Below are 17330 nucleotides of genomic sequence, written 5' to 3'. Positions count from 1 at the left end.
GATTGGCTCTTTTTTATGTCTGATGAACTCATAAAAGGTCAGTTAATGTGTTCATCAAACTTATTCAACCTACTTGATTGTTATCATGGCCAACTAAAGTGACAAAAAGTCACTAAAACGAGCCCTCTTGGCTCTAGGTTTAGCGCTAGCGATAGGTTAGAATACCCGGTTTGCAGCAATCTAAATTTCCATAAAGTAGAAATCATCATGTTTGAAGTAAATCCAGTTAAATTCAAGATCAAGGAACTCGCTGACCGCACCGAACTTCTTCGGGGGTACCTTTGACTACGCTGCTAAGCAAGAGCGATTAGAAGAAGTCACACGTGAGTTAGAAAGTGCCGAAGTATGGAACGATCCAGATAATGCCCAAGCACTGGGTAAAGAACGTTCATCATTAGAAGCCGTTGTAAAAACGATTGATGATATGGACAGTGGTCTTGAAGATATTGAAGGATTACTCGAACTTGCCATTGAAGAGGACGATGAAGAAACCTTCAATGATGCCAGTACTGAGCTTGACGGTCTTGAGAAACGCTTAGAGGAACTTGAGTTCCGCCGTATGTTCTCAGGTCCACATGATGCAGCAAATTGCTATTTAGATATTCAATCAGGTTCAGGCGGAACGGAAGCTCAAGATTGGGCTAACATGATTTTGCGTATGTATTTACGTTGGGGTGAAGCCCACGATTACAAACCTGAGTTGATGGAAGTGACCGATGGTGATGTCGCCGGTATTAAAGGCGCAACTATCAAGTTTAATGGCGAATATGCCTTTGGTTCATTACGTACAGAAACCGGTGTTCACCGTTTAGTGCGTAAGTCACCATTTGATTCGTCAGGTAAGCGTCACACCTCATTCTGTTCGGTATTCGTTTACCCAGAAATAGATGACTCGATTGAAATCGATATCAATCCATCTGATTTACGTGTCGATACTTACCGCGCATCTGGCGCTGGTGGACAGCACGTCAACAAAACAGAATCTGCAATACGTATTACCCATTTACCGACAAATACTGTCGTGCAGTGTCAAAATGACCGTTCGCAACATAAGAACCGTGACGCTGCAATGAAACAATTAAAAGCTAAACTGTTTGAGTTAGAAATGCTGAAACAGAATGCTGATAAGCAAGCAGCGGAAGACGCCAAATCAGATATTGGTTGGGGCAGCCAAATCCGCTCGTACGTGCTTGATGATGCCCGTATTAAAGATTTACGTACCGGTGTTGAAAACCGAAATACCCAAAGCGTCTTAGATGGCGACTTGGACAAGTTTATTGAAGCTAGCCTTAAATCTGGCCTTTAACGAGAGAAGAAGATGACTGAACAAACTCAAGACGAAAACAAGTTAATTGCAGAGCGCCGCGCGAAGTTAGACCACATCCGCGAAAACTGCCCAGCAAATGGTCACCCAAATAACTTCGATCGAAAACACAAGGCTGCCGATATTCAAGCTGAATACGGACATCACACAAAAGAAGAATTGGAAGGCATGGACATCCAGCGTTCAATCGCTGGTCGTGTTATGGCTAAACGTGGCCCGTTCTTGGTTATCCAAGACGTATCTGGTCGCATCCAAGCATACGCTGGTAAAGATGTTCAAAAAGATTTAAAAGCGACGTTCCAAGGTTTAGACATCGGCGACATCATCGGTGTGACTGGTAAGCTTCACCTTTCAGGCAAAGGCGACTTATACGTGAACATGGAGCAGTACCAATTGCTCACTAAAGCATTGCGTCCGCTACCTGAAAAATTCCACGGCCTAACTGACCAAGAAACCCGTTATCGTCAGCGTTACGTTGACTTAATCGTTAACGAAGAGTCACGTGAAGCTTTCATCATGCGTTCAAAAGTGGTTTCGGCTATCCGTAACTTCATGGTGAAAAAAGAATTCATGGAAGTTGAAACCCCAATGATGCACAGCATCCCTGGTGGCGCTTCAGCTCGTCCATTCGAAACGCATCACAATGCATTAGACATCGCAATGTACTTACGTATTGCGCCAGAGCTATATCTTAAGCGTTTAGTTGTTGGTGGTTTTGAGCGCGTATTCGAAATCAACCGTAACTTCCGTAACGAAGGTTTATCGCCACGTCATAACCCAGAATTCACTATGATGGAATTCTATATGGCTTACGCTGATTTCAACGACCTAATGGACTTAACAGAAGAAATGCTAAGTTCAATCGCCACTGAACTTTGTGGTTCTCCACAACTGCCATACGGCGAGCACACTGTTGACTTTGGTGGCCCTTACGCGCGTTTAAGCATGTTAGATGCGATTAAGAAATACAACCCAGACAACGAAACGATCCAGTCTATGACTTACGAAGAAGTTAAAGACGTTGAGTTTATGCGTAACCTTGCGAAAAGCATTGGCATGACCATCGAGAAGTTCTGGACTTGCGGTCAACTACTTGAAGAGATCTTTGGTGAAACTGCAGAGCCACAGTTAATGCAACCTACGTTCATTACTGGTTACCCAGCTGACATCTCACCACTTGCACGTCGTAACGATGAAAACCACTTCATCACAGACCGTTTTGAGTTCTTCATCGGCGGCCGTGAAGTTGCTAATGGTTTCTCTGAGCTTAACGATGCAGAAGATCAAGACAACCGCTTTAAAGCGCAAGTTGATGCAAAAGATGCAGGTGATGACGAAGCAATGTTCTACGATGCTGACTACATCACAGCACTAGAGCACGGTTTACCACCAACAGCAGGTCAAGGTATTGGTATCGATCGTTTAGTGATGTTATTCACTAACACTCACACAATCCGTGACGTGATCTTGTTCCCAGCAATGCGCCCACAAGGGTAATTGTTGGATTAAGCCTGATGTTTAATTAAGAACAGGGCTTAATTTGCTTTAGAGTAAGAAACTAAAAACCAGCCGAGTGGCTGGTTTTTTTGTGGGTGAAATCTACTACCCTTGAGCGTTTTCTACCAATGATTTTGCTTGAGTAATAACATCTTGGTTGAATTTTGCGTTTAGCCTTTCTCCTGATGGACAGGCTATTTTTTTCTTGTTATCGCGAAGGCTAATATTTTCGCACCATGTGACAATATCAAACTCTTTTTTACCTGTTAAAACTATTTCTTTTTTCTCAAACCACTGCCGAACAGTCATGATAAATTTACTGTCAGTTCCTTGAAGTTCAAGTTTTTCGATACGTTCTTGGGCATTGTTTATATCACCTTTAACATAGCTTACTTCTTGCTCCAACCTGTCTTGGCGAATAATGGTATCTGCCAGCACTCTTGAGTTTTGCGCCACAATTTCAGCCATTTGTGAAAGTGCTGATCCTTGTGGTGTAATTGGAGGTGGATAAGAACCAAATTTCGTCAGAGAGGGGACGACTTCGTGATATAACCAACGTTGGAATTTTCTTCCTGCTGCAGAGTCATCATTTCCCATTACCCGGTTTAACCCAGGTTGCGTAACGAAAGTTTCAGTTTCTAATCCCGGAGTTGGTTTGGAATGGGGAAACTGAGTAAATTCATCTTCATCTAAAGTTGTTATAAGTGTTTTTATTAGATTTGGGATGTTTCTTGTTGGGTTACGTTCACCCATACTTTTATTCTCTTTGTTCAAAACTACAAAAACATCCGTTAATGAAAAATGAAGAATATCGTCGATATACATTGTTCTTATATCTGTTTGTCCAGACGTTCCTTCATAACAGACATTTACTAAATTATTACCCATTCAAGATAAACTCCAATTCATTAGAACTATTAGTGACTTTGCTAAGTCAATTTCAGGTTGATTGTAAAATGCACAAATGAAGGTATTAGTCAGAGGAAAATTAGATGAAATTTTCTATTCAATTTACATGATTTATACCGTTAATTTATTAAGTTACTACACTTTATTAATTGATGCTATTGAGTTTTTAGGTTGAAATACCATCTATCTAAATTGATACAGCAAGTGGCATTAAAGTCGTGGCGCTTCGCCCACACCCGACGAAAGGGAAACAACAGCATTTCCCTTTTCGATATCCCTTGCCGCCCCTACGAAATTGCTCTTAAAAGCGAGCAAGCCTCATGCTTATTCGAAAATAGCTAACGCTTTAGACAGGCCATCCATGGCCTACTAAAGCTAGCCTGACGTCCTGTCAGGCTTACGCTATTTTCTTCAACGCATTTCAGCAATTTCAATGGGGAATTGTTGTGCCCGCAGGTTTATTATTCTTAGCTAGATAAACTTAAAATCTTGTATAGATTTGAATGTTCAATTTGAATTGAGGTAAGCAAGAAAATTGCGTGAGTCTGGCCAAGGATGGCCAGCTAGCTTTCGAGGGGAAGGGACGCCCCATCGTAAGCGTTAGTGATTTTCGTAGCTTGCTGAAGCAGACTAAATTTAAAGGCTAAAGCTGGATGATTCTCCGTTGGAAATTTTGTTGTTTAAATTTCGCCGGAGCTGCGGGGTGTTCTAAGAGGGAGTCGCAGTTCACTCCCTTTTAGTCTGGTGTGGGCGAAGCGCCACGACTTTGAACTTAATCCAAACGAAGTTTGGAAATACAACTAGGATGCCCCATTGTAAGCGTTAGTGATTTTCGTAGCTTGCTGAAGCAGACTAAATTTAAAGGCAAAAGCTGGATGTTTCTCCGTTGGAAATTTTGCTGTTCAAATTTCGCCGGAGCTGCGGGGCATAGCTCTTAGCAAAAAGTAAGAGGGAGTCGAAGTTCACTCCCTTTTGGTCGGGTGTGGGTGGAAAACCCACGGTGTTAATCCAAACGAAGTTTGGAAATATCATCACCGTCAACTTGATGTACATTAATCGTGTAATACGCACTGCTGTATTCAATATTTAATGAAAAATACAGGCTTTGTTTCAGATGACGTTTAATCGCTGATTCAATCCAAACGAAATTTGGAAATAAAACTAAGTGCGAAACCTGCAGCGTTACGGATTAGCCTTCTATTCTCTCAACTTTCTTTTTACCACTGTAAATGCACATTGCTGCATTATAATCGCTATAGGCGACAGCATAGTTAAAATCACAGAAATAGGATGGGTATTTTGTTGCAATTGCGTCACCAGCTTTGCATTGGTCACCGAGTCCCTCTACAAGTGTGTAATTGTCTTCACCTAAACAAGCCTTGCCTGTTTGGCCATCCGAACATGCTGTTAGTGACAGTAAAGTGATTGATAATAGGATTGATCTTTTCACAGGAAACGTCCTTATAAAATGAAATTTAGTCACAATTTACGACTGATAAATTGGGTTGTATTAATAGCGTAATAGAGGACGTGCTAATTTAAGTTATTGAATAAACGATAAATTGTATTTGGTTTTGAATCTTTGAAATTTGCGTTTATTCACAACTTTTCGATGTAAGTGTATGAAATTGTCACTGATAAATTTTAAGTTGATTGTGATGCGCCATAAAGTTATTCCAAACGAATTAGCTACCTAAAGTTTCGCCATCTACTTGATGCACATTGGTTGTGTAATAGGCACTGCTGTATTCAATATTTAATGAAAAATACAGGTTTTGTTTAAGGTGAGGTTTAATCGCAGACTCTATCTCAGCACTTAATTCTAATGTGAATTGTTCATCTCGATGGGGCTTAGTGAGCAAGGATATGGTAACCAGAATATGGGTATGCTTATATTCAGAGCAAGGGTAAGCTCTTGATTTACAAACGCCAGCACTGGCGTCTTTTTGATTAATGATAATTTCGACATCATCAAAAATAGCTTGTGTGTTGATGTTGAGATTATCAGAGTATTTAATTTCTACGTGGGGCATCAACCAATTCCTGGAAAATAGTGATAATTAACTTTGAAAGCGATTTAACGTTTTTATTAAAAACTCAAAGTGGTTAAACAACCACTTTAGAATACGTTTCTCGGTCAATATCCACAACCTCAACCGACAAAGAGCAATCCACTTTAATCAAGGTTTGTAACTGCGTTAATACCAGCTGGGTTAACATGGTTTTTTGTTCGTCACTTCTGCCCGATAAAATCCTCATGGTTACATGGACAAAGCTGATATCAACCCTGCCAGTTTTAAATTCTGAGTAAGGAATGGCTCTGACTTTTATGTCGCTGCCTTGCGCTTGAAATAACTCAGATGCCAGTGCACCTTGATGTACTAAATCGACCAAAGTTTGACCGTTAAGGTTAGCTGAATGTTCGACGATACAATGGGGCATTTAACCCTCCAATACTGAATGCGGTTTTTATATGTTACGTAAGGTGATGACAAAACATCTGAACATAATTCAAGGGGAATCTAATAATGCTCCCCTTGGATGATTTACTCTATAACCACTTAGGTTAGTCGTTATTTTGATAGTGAATACGATAAATTGCATCGGCGGCATCATCTGACACCAGCAGCGATCCATCTGGCATGGTGAGTACTGCTACTGGGCGTCCCCAACTTTGTTCGCCTTGAAGCCAACCTGTGGCAAAGGGTTGATAATCTGTGACTTTGTTGCCATCGAGTGTGATTTGCATGACACGATAACCAACTTTACTACTGCGATTCCAAGAGCCGTGTTGGGCGATAAAAATACTGCCTTGATACTCAGCAGGGAACTGCTCTCCAAGGTAGAACTCCATACCCAATGCGGCTACATGCGCGCCAAGATTAAGCTCTGGCGGTGTATTGAGCTTGGCTTTTTCTGCATTATAAAATTCAGGGTCTTTAATGTCAGCGTTATGTACATATGGGAAACCAAAATGCTGACCTTCTTTACTAACACGGTTTAGCTCATCATCAGGTAAATCGTCCCCCATCATGTCGCGGCCATTGTCGGTAAACCACAACTCACCTGTTTGAGGATGAAAGTCAAAACCGACACTATTACGCACGCCTTGGGCAACAGTGGTGATTTGCTTGGTATCGACATCGAGTTTTAAGATTGACGAGTATGGCAGGGGATCATCACAGACATTACAAGGCGCGCCAATGGGAATATACAACTTACCATCTGGGCCAAATTTTATGTTCTTCCAACCGTGATGTGCTTTATTGGGCAGTTTGTCATACACCAATTCAGGTTCGGGAATGGTAGGTAGGCTAGCTTCAATTTGGTTATAACGCCAAATCTTATCCACCTCAGCGACATATAAATCGCCATTATGGAAGGCAAGGCCAGAAGGTAAGAACAAGTCTTTGGCAAGGATGATTTGCTTATCGGCTTTATTGTCTTGGTTGGTATCAATTAACGCGTAGACATTCCCAGCGCGGCGACTGCCCACAAATAAAGTGCCGTTATCACCTAAGGCCATTTGGCGCGCATTCTTAACATTTTCGGCATACAGTTCAATATTAAAGCCAGCAGGGAGTTGGATTTTTTCTAACGGCAATGCGTTAACACTGATAGGTAAGAATAGCGCTACTCCAAGCCCTTGGCGGAATATAGAAGAGGTATTAGATAGTATTTTCATTATATTTACCTTTATTTGTTATTGTTATTGTTAAGGTTTTGCTGAATGAAGCTTACTAAAGTTTATTGATATTTACTAAGGGCTGACAGTATATCAATCGGCAGTGGCGTCATTTTAGGTTAACAGAGCAACATCAGCGCTTACTTTGGTGAATAACACAAAAAGCCATAGGGGAATGCCCCTATGGCTGATACATTGATTAAGCTTGCTATATGCAGTTACTTCTACAAAACGTCACGAGGGCGTGTTGATCTTTGCTGGTTAAATTTTGTTCGAGATAAAAGTGTTTTAATTGAGGCGGATGGATTGATGCCTAGTCATCTAAGCACTTCTTTTTAAAAATACGCATCCAACAAAGAGTAAAACACTTTTAGTCGAACCCTTTGGGCAGCGTTTGTTGGCGATTTTTACTGCGTTATCGACTTTTTATGTAGAATAACTACACCACAAAGTCTCTGCCTTGTATAAATGGCCAACAATTCGCTGCAAAAACAACCTTGAAAGATCAACACGCCCTAGTGGATACTGTGATTAGTGCATACCGTTATGGGTGCATAGCTTCATTAGTACAAAAGGGTTAAAATCCGGTACCAATATTGACATACCATGCGGTATCTTCTGGCCCTTTAGCAACATCAATTCCCATATATAGTCCGTAGCGTCTAGCAATAGTGTAACGAAAACCTGCGCCATAGCTATTTTGATTGTCGGCATCCCACATCTCACTGGCGCTGCTTCCCGCAAGGCCTGAGCCTGTAAATCCAAGGAGCATCCATCTAGGAGTGACTTTCCATAACAACTCGATTTCAGCTGTTGAAACATTCTCTCCCTGATAGCGATTACTTGGGATACCGCGCAAATCAATATAAGGGTAGGAAAAAATAGGAATTGAAGAGCTACTTTCAACTGACTGGTAACTGAGTTTTAGCCCGAAAGAGAGATTGTCTAAAATTGGCCAGTAATTAATCCCTGTAGCACTTAAAGATTGATAGTTATAATCTCCTCCAAAAGCCTTGTCATACCAATCATATGTTAGGGTATAGTCATAACCTTTTGAGGGCATGAAGAAATTATCTAAGCTATCGTATTCCAAAATAGCGCCAAGCGAAGATACTGTCGGAGACAGATTAAATAAGCCCAGTAAACGATCAGATAACTCTGGTGGAATAAATGAAAGGTCATTATTGGCGGATAAATCAAGACTTAAATATTTTTGACTGAGACCTAAAAATACCGGGCTATCAGCAATTCTAAATTGTACTGTCTGTAAGACACCATAACCTTCCATATTTAAATCTAATGCCAAGTCTAATCCCAAATTAAGTTGGCTGTAGTAATTCATATTTATATCACCATAAGCTCCCCCAACAAGATAACGAATACCATCTTGTTTCCAAGTATGCCTATGGCCTGCGAATGCAAATTTTGTTTTGTTGTCGGTTGCACCTAAACCTATTACTGAAATGCCTGGAGTGAGTAAGTTTGCGCCACCATCAGTGGATTCTCGGGCAACCTTTTGTCTTTGTAATGATTGCTCTTCGTCTTCATGTAAAAAGAGCCCCATAACCATTAGACCTGTACCTAATGACGGTTCAGTAATAATGCTTGGCACTGGCAGGAAGCCATACGCATTTTCAGCAAGGTATTCACCCACATCAAATTGACCGTCAATGGGGTCGAAAAAATCAACCGCAGTTGCTGATGAACTAAAAAATAGGCTACTGAGTACGACACTGGTAATAATATTCAATTTCATAAATTATTCATCCCTAAACAGCTAAGAAATATTGTGGTAACTCAATGGTTGTTGGTTATTTGTTTGAATTGTAGCAGATGTGTGTGGCAATTGAGTGAAAGGCAGGCTGATTTTAAGAATTATTAAGGGTTTAAAGGGGCTGTTGTTTGTTAATGCTTAATTTGGGTGGCTGCATTTAATTGTAAGGAGCAGCGTATTAATTCAGCGGCTAGGTGATGGACTCACTGTTCAACGCGACTCAATTGAAATTCAATCTGCACAGCGCAATCTACAAAGTGCAATCTGCAAAGTGCAACTGACCCAAGGTTGAACGGTCGATTTACAATATTCAAAATCTATGTTCAGACATTGGATCTATTAAGAAAAGGGCTTTTCAGGCACAATAGCGCCCAATTATCGGTAATCGACTTTTTAGGGGATCTAAATGACGCAAATCACTATTACTACGCCGGACGATTGGCACCTTCATTTCCGTGATGGAGACATGCTAAAAGAAACCGTACCAGCAACAGCTCGTTTATTTAAACGTGCGATTGTGATGCCAAATTTAGTGCCTCCAGTCACAGATGCTGCAATGACATCAGCCTACCGCGAGCGTATTTTAGCGGCGCGTCCTGCAGGCAGTTCATTTGAGCCATTAATGACATTGTTCTTAACCAATAACACTACTGCGAAAGACATTATTGATGCCAAAGCGGCGGGTGTGGTTGCAGCAAAGCTATATCCAGCGGGCGCTACAACTAACTCTGATGCAGCAGTTAAAGCATTAGATGCGTTATTCCCAATTTTTGAAGTCATGGCTGAGCAAGGTATGTTGTTGCTGGTTCATGGTGAGGTGACTGAGTCGCACATTGATATCTTCGATCGCGAAAAGGTGTTCATCGATCGCTACATGGCGCGCATTGTTGCGGCGATGCCAAACCTTAAGATTGTATTCGAGCACATCACCACTAAAGATGCGGCTGAGTTTGTTGCTGATGCCCCAAGCAACATCGCTGCGACGATTACTCCGCAGCATTTACTGTTAAACCGTAATGACTTATTAGTGGGTGGTGTACGCCCACATAACTTCTGTTTACCTGTGCTTAAGCGCAATATTCACCAGCAAGCATTGCAAGCTGCAGTGGCAACGGGTTCAAGCAAGTTCTTCTTAGGTACAGATTCTGCGCCACACGAAAAACACCGTAAAGAATCAGCTTGTGGTTGTGCAGGTTGTTACAGCGCATGGAGTGCACTAGAGCTATATGCACAAGTATTTGATGACTTAGGCGCGCTGGATAAATTAGAAGGTTTTGCAAGCTTCCATGGTGCCGATTTCTATGGTCTACCGCGTAACACGGGTACAGTCACACTAGTGAAAGAAAGCTGGACTGTGCCAGAGCAAATCATCTTGCCAAACGAGAACCCAATCGTGCCATTCTTTGCGGGCGAAACGGTTAACTGGAAAGTGAAAACAGTTTAATCGGTTTCGATTTTTTTGATTTAATATAAGAAAAGCCAGCTAATTGCTGGCTTTTTTGTAATCGGATTTTGGGTATTAAGTTAACGATTACTTATTGTCTGATCGCAATACCAGCTCGACGCGGCGGTTTTGTGTTTTACCTGCATCATTCATGTTGCTGGCTACTGGGGCATATTCCCCAAGCCCAGTTGATTCAACTTGAGTTGGCTTAATATTAAAGTCATTTATTAATGCACTTCTCACCGCTTTTGCGCGTTTATCTGACAGCACCTTATTATAACTTTGCCCGCCTTGATCGTCTGTGTGGCCCACAACATAGAATTGTTGTTTTGGGTGGCTTTTAAGATACTCAGCAACCACTTTTACTACATCCATTGCCTCAGGCATCAGTTTATCGCTGTCGAATTCAAATAATAAACCGTCAAGCGCGACGTGGCCTGTTTGGGCTATTTTGTCCGTTAGCCCATCTAAGTCGATGGTTAAACGGTCTGTGTTTAAGGTGTTTTCTTCAACGATTCTTAATTCACTCGAAAGTCCATTAATGTAACCAATCACGTATGTCATCGCATATACATTACCTGTTGGTTTTTGCAGTGAATAGAAACGATAGAATTGGCTTTCTGTGGTGCCATTGGTGGCGAGAGCATTGAAGTTTCTTTGGAATTTAGTGTGGGTTCCACATTCTTTTGCTATACAGCTAAAATTCTCGATAAACCCTAGCTTTTTTAGTGCTGCTTGATAGTTTGCATCGACTTCGTATTCTGAATAGCTGCGAGGTAAATTATATGCAATATCGGTAATTTTTCCTTCAATGACTTCTGTGGTGAATTTCTTACCGACTTTGCCTGAAGCTACAGTGGTTTGGCCAAATTGAAAGCTCTTATAGTCTTGAATATAAGCGCCTGGAATACGGGTTAGCATAGGGTGATCACTAGCGCCTCTTTCATCCTTGTTACTGTTATCTTTTACGGTAATCTCACTTACCTCAGCTTGTAGATAGTCTTTATCAATAGCAATAATATCTAAAGGCTCCTCAATCACTTCAATCGTATCCAGTTGGATATTTGTCGCCTTTTTCCAGCTGGAAATATAAATAGAGGCGAATAATTTACGGTTTTCAAGATTGATTCTCGCGGTAACAAGGGCTGGGTTGTCTTTACCGCTGTTATCAATCGGCTTTAATAGGCTTTCTAGTTTAGAGGCTTTGCCACAGGCATTATCTCGACAACTAAAAATGACTTCACCGCCTAACGAATTTATTTGAGTTAAATAGTTATTGATTAAGTTGTGCGATGTGAATTTGGGGTCTAAGCGATAGTTAATTCGAGTCAATCGACCTTCAATTGGTATCGACTTTATTGATTTTTCAGTTTGATTAATCAGCGAATATGGACTGTAGTTTCGCACCAATGTAGAGGTCTTTTTTATCTCAGCTGGTGGGGTAAATAAAGGTGCTTTGGTTTTGGCCAATACGGGGGATGAGATCGTAAACATGAGCGTTAAGAAACAAATAGCTGAGTTTTTTAAAGCTAGTTTTGTGACTATATTCTTAGTGGGTAAAGAAGGTAAATACATGTTTATCGTCCATTGATAATAATGCCCGCATGAAGCGGGCATTTGGTTCTTAGAAGATTAAGGTTGTGTGGTCATTAACCCTAACAGGTGCTGATATAAAGTGTCGGTAAATTCACTCGCTTCCTCATCATAAGTGACGATTAACGGAGCATTTAAAGACTCTTCAGAAGTTGTAGGATAAAAACTAACTTCAACAGCAAGTTGTTCTTCAGCGCTATTTTCTAATAGGTAATAAGTACTTTCCATAATTGCCGGAGCGCCCACTGCAAGGGGGACTTTAACCACTTCAATCATATCTTTATCATTTGGACTAGTGATAACCTTCCATTGATAAGATGCAGTTAACTCGCCTTGGTAATCTTTAATCGTAAAGGTGTTATTTTCATCATCTATATCTGTTAATTCAGGGTAATCAGAACTGAAGAAAGTCATTACGATATCGGTAGTACTGATATCCTCAGCAGAACTATATTCAGGAATAACAAAACTTTGATTATTCCCGTCAGCGCGGCGACAAATAACATCTTCAGTCTGTTCCATCTTTAATCTGTATAAGGTTTCTGGCCAAGACAGTTGATTTAGTGTCAATGCATTTGCTGTGGTCGCTAGAACATTGTCCCATTCACTATCAGCAGTAAAATATTTACTAAAGTGAAAGTTGATTGGCGTAGTCGTCCCAGAATAATGTTGAACATATCGATTGCCGTCGGCATAAGGAGTCGGTTGTACATACCCTTCAGGTATTTCATCAGGCTCAAGCCAAGTGTTAACTTCTTTATTCCAACATTTAGTGGTTATTTCATTACTCGAGTCGGATGAGATGGAAAACTCAAAGCCTGTTACTTGGTCATTCATTACAAACCCAGCGAGCCCTTTATCAAGGCTTTTATTGAGCAAGCTGAAACTTGAAAAATCAACATTAGATTGAAGCGAGAGTGTATGTTTTAAACCAGATTCGTTCTGCAGATTATCTAGCACAATATCCCAGTCGACTTGGCCCATAATGCGCTTATCAATAGGGGTGTCAGTGTAACCTAGGTATATCGCGGCATTACTAATAATAATTCTTGCTGCAAGCGGATCTAACGCAATGAATTCTTCTAAAGTTAAGTCGCTCTCTTGAAGCATTAATTGAAGATCTGAATAACTAATTCCTAAAATATTTTCAAGTGCTAATAACTCAGGCACTTGCCCAGCAATCACTTCATCCAAGTAACGATGAAATGCATCAGCAGCTAAAAAATCATCAGAAAGAGAATTAGCTGCCGTCACTTGATATGGGTTTAATGCATTTTGTTTATATACCGCAGCTAGTAAAACACTTAGCTCACTCATAAGGGAAGTGATTTTGTTTTCAGCTAAGCCTAATTCTTTCATTTCAAGCATTCTAGAGAATTGGATATTTGTTAATGAATTAATGGCACCGTTGTGTTGAGGCAGAGCAATTAATTGACCTTGACCCTCTGGAGAAATAACACGATTGATATTTTGTACTTCTATAGCATTCTTAAAATTAAGTTTAATCGCTTGTGCAGGGTTACTGCTATTTGGAACGGCATTCCAATCAGCTAGTAGGTAATATTCAGGGGTTTCCGTTTCACTTGTCCAATCGATCTGGTAATTGCCATCTACATCCGTTGTGGTGGCTGGATCATTACTATCACATGCTAGATTCAAATTTAAATCTACACAGATATTAGCGCCAGCCAATGCCCCCTGAAATACCGCTAAACCAGTAACTTGATGATCATATTCAGTTACTACTGGAGGAGTTGTAGTATCAGGAGGAGTTGTAGTATCAGGTGGGGTTGAAGTGTCTGGTGGCGTTACTTCAGGTGTAATGGGTTCAGGGCTATCAGAATCTGATGAGCCACAGCCCAATAATAATGAAGCAGTAACTAAAACAGAAATAAAACTTTTTGAATGCATTTTGTGTCCTTACAAAGCATTGAGGTTAACTGAGAGGGCATTTAAACATAATTATCAATCAATAAACTAGCCTAAAAAAGGATAAAAGTATCACTGTAAAGTTTTAATAGATTTTATGTGGAACAACATAGCTATAAAGAATGTATTAATTTGTAAATACATCCTAAATGATAATTGTTTTTATTTCTCGGTGTGAAATCATATGCCAGTTTGAAATATGATTATTTATTAAATGGAGGTTTTTAATGTTTAAGGTAAAACAAAAAGGTCAGGGTATGACTGAATATATTATTATTGTCGCGCTCATTGCAGTTTCTGCAATTGGTGTATACAGCTTTTTTGGTCAAACAATTCGTAACCAAGTTGCCGGTTTGTCATCTGAAATGTCTGGTCAAGATTCTCAGGCGCAAATTACAGCGGCTCAAGCTTCAGCTGGAGAAGCAACTTCAGTTGCTGCTGACGATTATAATCTAGGTAACTACAATGAAGCTGCCAATAAAAGTGCTTCAGGAAACTAAATTATTCAAAACGCAGTCTGAGCTAGACTGCGTTTTTTATATTTTGTTATTTATCAAAAGGAGTTTGATATGAAAAAATACTCACGCGGCCAAGGTATGACTGAATATATTATTATTGTCGCGCTCATTGCAGTTTCTGCGATTGGTGTTTATAGCTTTTTTGGCCAAACAATTCGAAATCAAATGGCCGGCCTAGCGGCAGAAATGTCAGGGCAAGATTCGCAAACTCAAATAGCCGCCGCTCAAGCATCTTCAGCTAGTGCAACTCAAACTGCAAGTAAAGAGTACAATTTAGGTAATTACAATGAAGGAGCAAATGGGGCTGCTGGGGGCGGAGGAAACGGATCTGGTGGTGGCAGTACAGTAGATTAAAATCTAATAAAAATAACTCACGGACGAGGTTACATGTTTAGTACAATTATGCCCCTAAAGCAGAGAGGGCAATCTTTAGTTCTTTCTCTCATTCTTATGTCTTTTGCTGCAATGACAGTGTTATATAGTTATAACACTTCAAAGCTCAATGTCGAATCAACTAAGTTACAGCATACCGCTGACAATACCGCCTATAGTGTTGCGACAATTGCTGCCCGAGATTTTAATTTCAAAGCTTATACTAATCGTGCATCTGTGGCTAACCAAGTAGCAATCGCTCAAATGGTTGGCTTGTCTTCATGGTTTAATATGACGGAAAAGTTTGCCCAAAATGCTTGTACTGCGCTGTGCTGGGTCCCTTACTTAGGGCAAGTCTTATCAGGTATCGAAAGTGTCGTAGGCGGAATTAACACCGTTGCACAACCTATTTTTGAAGTGTTAATTTTTGCAGAAAATGCGATTTTACTCGCGCTAGACCTTGCGCAAGAAGCGGTACATTATGCAGGTGCAATTGGCTCTGTTGCAACAGCGCAAGAAGTTGTGGCAGCTAATGATGATCATGCTGATTTGGACTTAATGCAAAATCCGTTGCTAATTAATAGTGTACATGACGTATGGATGACTTTTCAGGAGAGTCATTCTAGAAATGACGACGAAAGTAATAAAACTCAATTTAATGATTTTAAAGCCGTTATTTTAGAATCACGAGACCCTTTCAGTACTAAACGTTCTTATAAACTTGGGTTTCCTTGGTCTTTAAGTTTTTTCCCTATTCGCTGGAGAACTCAAAAGGCAGGTGGAAGTGAATTGGTATCAGGAGGTTCCGGGAGGGCTGAAACCTGGAGCTCTATGGATACGATCAGCTTCCACCTTTCAAGGTTTAAGTGTAGTTGGTCAGGGTGTCGCTGGAGAGGATTTAGAGAAACCGAGCTTGGTTGGGGTTCTACTCGTTCTGATTCTAGAGCTAGTTCTTCTAGCTTCAATAATGATAATTACTGGGGTGACAGTAGAGATAAAAACTCTGGTGCATCGAATTATGCAGATGATGAAGAAGAGACACGAGGTTTTTACAGCGGCGTTCAGTCATTTTATGGGTTATCTAATAGCGCATTTCAAAAAAATCACACAGACAATATCGCAGTTGTAGTATCTAAAAGTCAGAATGAACTTAGAACTACTTCTAGCGTACCGATAGTATCCTCAAACTTAAACCCAGCTGTAGATGAAGAGCTATCCGGTGATAGGTTAACTGCGTTATCAACTGCCCAAGCATACTATTCACGTCCTAGAGATTTAATGGAACAGTATTCAGGTTGGGCTAGAGCTGATAGTCAGCATGAATACGGCAATCTTTATAATCCTTTTTGGCAATCTCGCTTATCAGAATCAACAACCACGGAACGTTCAGTCGTATTGTTGTTAACTGAGGCATTGTGATGAAAAAAATATCAAAAAATAAAGGGCAAGCCCTAGTTGAAAGTGTTATTGGTTTTTCTTTTGTTATCGTGCCAATTATGTTGCTATTTCCATTTCTATCGAAAATGACAGGTGTGCAGCATAGAGTGCAAGAAGCCTCGCACTATACCGCTTGGGAGAGGACTGTGTGGAAAGAAAGTGATCCTAGTCGATTGCCATCAAGCGGTGGAGTGTATTTAGCAAAACAAACTGAGTCAGAGTTGGCTAAGCAGCTACCTTGGCGTTTTTATCAAAAGAATGGCCAGCAGCTTAACAGTGAAATTGATGATAATTGGGATTGGGAAGATAAAGTACACCCATTATTGAAGCATCAAATCGGAGTGAATAACGCTAAAAAAACATTAGTCGCCTCCACTCAAGAAACACCTGAGAATAATGAAGAATTTGACCGTTTCTCACGTGACGTGACAGGTGATGAGGTGCCGGGGACATTAGCAGGTCTAGTGGGTAATGCTGTTGGCTTACTTTCTGTTACCGATTTTTCATTAGAGCGAAATCAATTCTATCAAGCCAAGGTAACCACTAAACTAGAAAATCATTACATAAAACCGTTTGATGAACTTGAGTTGGAATTCAGTCATAACAGTGCATTGCTCGCATCAGGATGGAATGCGGCTGGCGCATCTCATATGAAAAATAGAGTTGAAAGGTTAGTGCTAACTAACTTTATGGATAACAGCATTATTCGCACCGCACAAGATTTTGTAAGCTTAGTACCCTTTGCAAAGGAGCTTAACTCTAATTCCTTAAAGCTTGGACATGTTGACCCAAATGTATTGCCTGATAACCGTTTATGTACTTACGGTACAGAAAATTGTGGTGGGTAA

Annotated in this window: 15 protein-coding genes and 1 pseudogene; 8 read left to right on the top strand and 8 right to left on the bottom strand. The window is 40.5% G+C overall.

Annotated elements, in window-relative coordinates:
* The first annotated feature begins 207 nt into the window (after positions 1–207).
* Positions 208–1306, top strand: a protein-coding gene (prfB, locus tag L2735_RS04655) for a peptide chain release factor 2 (protein ID WP_248983594.1) whose coding sequence is annotated in 2 segments (ribosomal slippage) — positions 208–282 and positions 284–1306 — 1098 coding nt in all. Because the reading frame shifts where the segments join, the coding sequence is not laid out codon by codon here.
* Positions 1307–1318: 12 nt separating this feature from the next.
* Entirely contained in the window at positions 1319–2821 is a 1503-nt protein-coding gene (lysS, locus tag L2735_RS04650; RefSeq protein WP_248983593.1) for a lysine--tRNA ligase, read from the top strand.
* Positions 2822–2926: 105 nt separating this feature from the next.
* Here the strand turns inward: lysS and L2735_RS04645 are convergent, their stop codons facing one another.
* The 5 genes from L2735_RS04645 to L2735_RS04625 form a co-directional block, all read right to left on the bottom strand.
* Entirely contained in the window at positions 2927–3709 is a 783-nt protein-coding gene (locus L2735_RS04645) for a BRO-N domain-containing protein (RefSeq protein ID WP_248983592.1), read from the bottom strand.
* Between the two features lie 1210 nt (positions 3710–4919).
* Positions 4920–5180 (bottom strand): hypothetical protein, encoded by a 261-nt coding sequence (locus tag L2735_RS04640; protein ID WP_248983591.1) that lies wholly within the window; start codon positions 5178–5180, stop codon positions 4920–4922.
* A 235-nt stretch (positions 5181–5415) separates the two neighbouring features.
* Entirely contained in the window at positions 5416–5763 is a 348-nt protein-coding gene (locus L2735_RS04635) for a tautomerase family protein (RefSeq protein ID WP_248983590.1), read from the bottom strand.
* A gap of 73 nt (positions 5764–5836) precedes the next feature.
* Positions 5837–6172: a 5-carboxymethyl-2-hydroxymuconate Delta-isomerase gene (locus L2735_RS04630; protein ID WP_248983589.1), complete on the bottom strand. Its 336-nt coding sequence runs from the start codon at positions 6170–6172 to the stop codon at positions 5837–5839.
* Between the two features lie 124 nt (positions 6173–6296).
* Entirely contained in the window at positions 6297–7415 is a 1119-nt protein-coding gene (locus L2735_RS04625) for a PQQ-dependent sugar dehydrogenase (RefSeq protein WP_248983588.1), read from the bottom strand.
* Between the two features lie 346 nt (positions 7416–7761).
* Between L2735_RS04625 and L2735_RS20155 the strand changes: the two are divergent.
* Positions 7762–7950: pseudogene (locus tag L2735_RS20155) on the top strand (hypothetical protein); the annotation flags it as partial.
* 42 nt (positions 7951–7992) lie between these two features.
* On the opposite strand, the gene L2735_RS04615 reads toward L2735_RS20155, so the two are convergent.
* Positions 7993–9171 carry a BamA/TamA family outer membrane protein gene (locus tag L2735_RS04615; RefSeq protein ID WP_248983587.1) on the bottom strand — a complete coding sequence of 393 codons (1179 nt, stop codon included), beginning with the start codon at positions 9169–9171 and terminating at the stop codon, positions 7993–7995.
* Positions 9172–9595: 424 nt separating this feature from the next.
* Here L2735_RS04615 and pyrC point away from each other — a divergent pair, with 424 nt between their 5' ends.
* Positions 9596–10633: a dihydroorotase gene (gene pyrC, locus L2735_RS04610; RefSeq protein ID WP_248983586.1), complete on the top strand. Its 1038-nt coding sequence runs from the start codon at positions 9596–9598 to the stop codon at positions 10631–10633.
* A gap of 87 nt (positions 10634–10720) precedes the next feature.
* Here pyrC and L2735_RS04605 read toward each other — a convergent pair whose 3' ends face one another.
* Both L2735_RS04605 and L2735_RS04600 read right to left on the bottom strand, forming a co-directional pair.
* Positions 10721–12127 carry an OmpA family protein gene (locus tag L2735_RS04605; protein WP_248983585.1) on the bottom strand — a complete coding sequence of 469 codons (1407 nt, stop codon included), beginning with the start codon at positions 12125–12127 and terminating at the stop codon, positions 10721–10723.
* Positions 12128–12265: 138 nt separating this feature from the next.
* Positions 12266–14137, bottom strand: a complete 1872-nt coding sequence (locus tag L2735_RS04600) for a hypothetical protein (protein ID WP_248983584.1) — start codon at positions 14135–14137, stop codon at positions 12266–12268.
* Positions 14138–14382: 245 nt separating this feature from the next.
* Between L2735_RS04600 and L2735_RS04595 the strand changes: the two genes are divergently transcribed.
* From L2735_RS04595 to L2735_RS04580, 4 genes are all read left to right on the top strand, one after another.
* Complete coding sequence (locus L2735_RS04595) at positions 14383–14655, top strand: Flp family type IVb pilin (protein WP_248983583.1); 273 nt, start codon at positions 14383–14385, stop codon at positions 14653–14655.
* Positions 14656–14724: 69 nt separating this feature from the next.
* A complete protein-coding gene (locus L2735_RS04590) occupies positions 14725–15027 on the top strand; it encodes a Flp family type IVb pilin (RefSeq protein WP_248983582.1) in 303 nt (100 codons plus the stop codon).
* A 33-nt stretch (positions 15028–15060) separates the two neighbouring features.
* Positions 15061–16464 carry a hypothetical protein gene (locus tag L2735_RS04585; RefSeq protein ID WP_248983581.1) on the top strand — a complete coding sequence of 468 codons (1404 nt, stop codon included), beginning with the start codon at positions 15061–15063 and terminating at the stop codon, positions 16462–16464.
* A complete protein-coding gene (locus L2735_RS04580; protein ID WP_248983580.1) occupies positions 16464–17330 on the top strand; it encodes a hypothetical protein in 867 nt (288 codons plus the stop codon). The genes L2735_RS04585 and L2735_RS04580 overlap by 1 nt, the downstream gene beginning before the upstream one ends.

Source organism: Shewanella olleyana, assembly GCF_023283825.1.
In the GTDB taxonomy this organism is placed as follows: Bacteria; Pseudomonadota; Gammaproteobacteria; order Enterobacterales; family Shewanellaceae; genus Shewanella; species Shewanella olleyana.
Note: the sequence above shows the minus strand (reverse complement) of the source record. Positions and strands in the feature narration are given on the sequence as shown.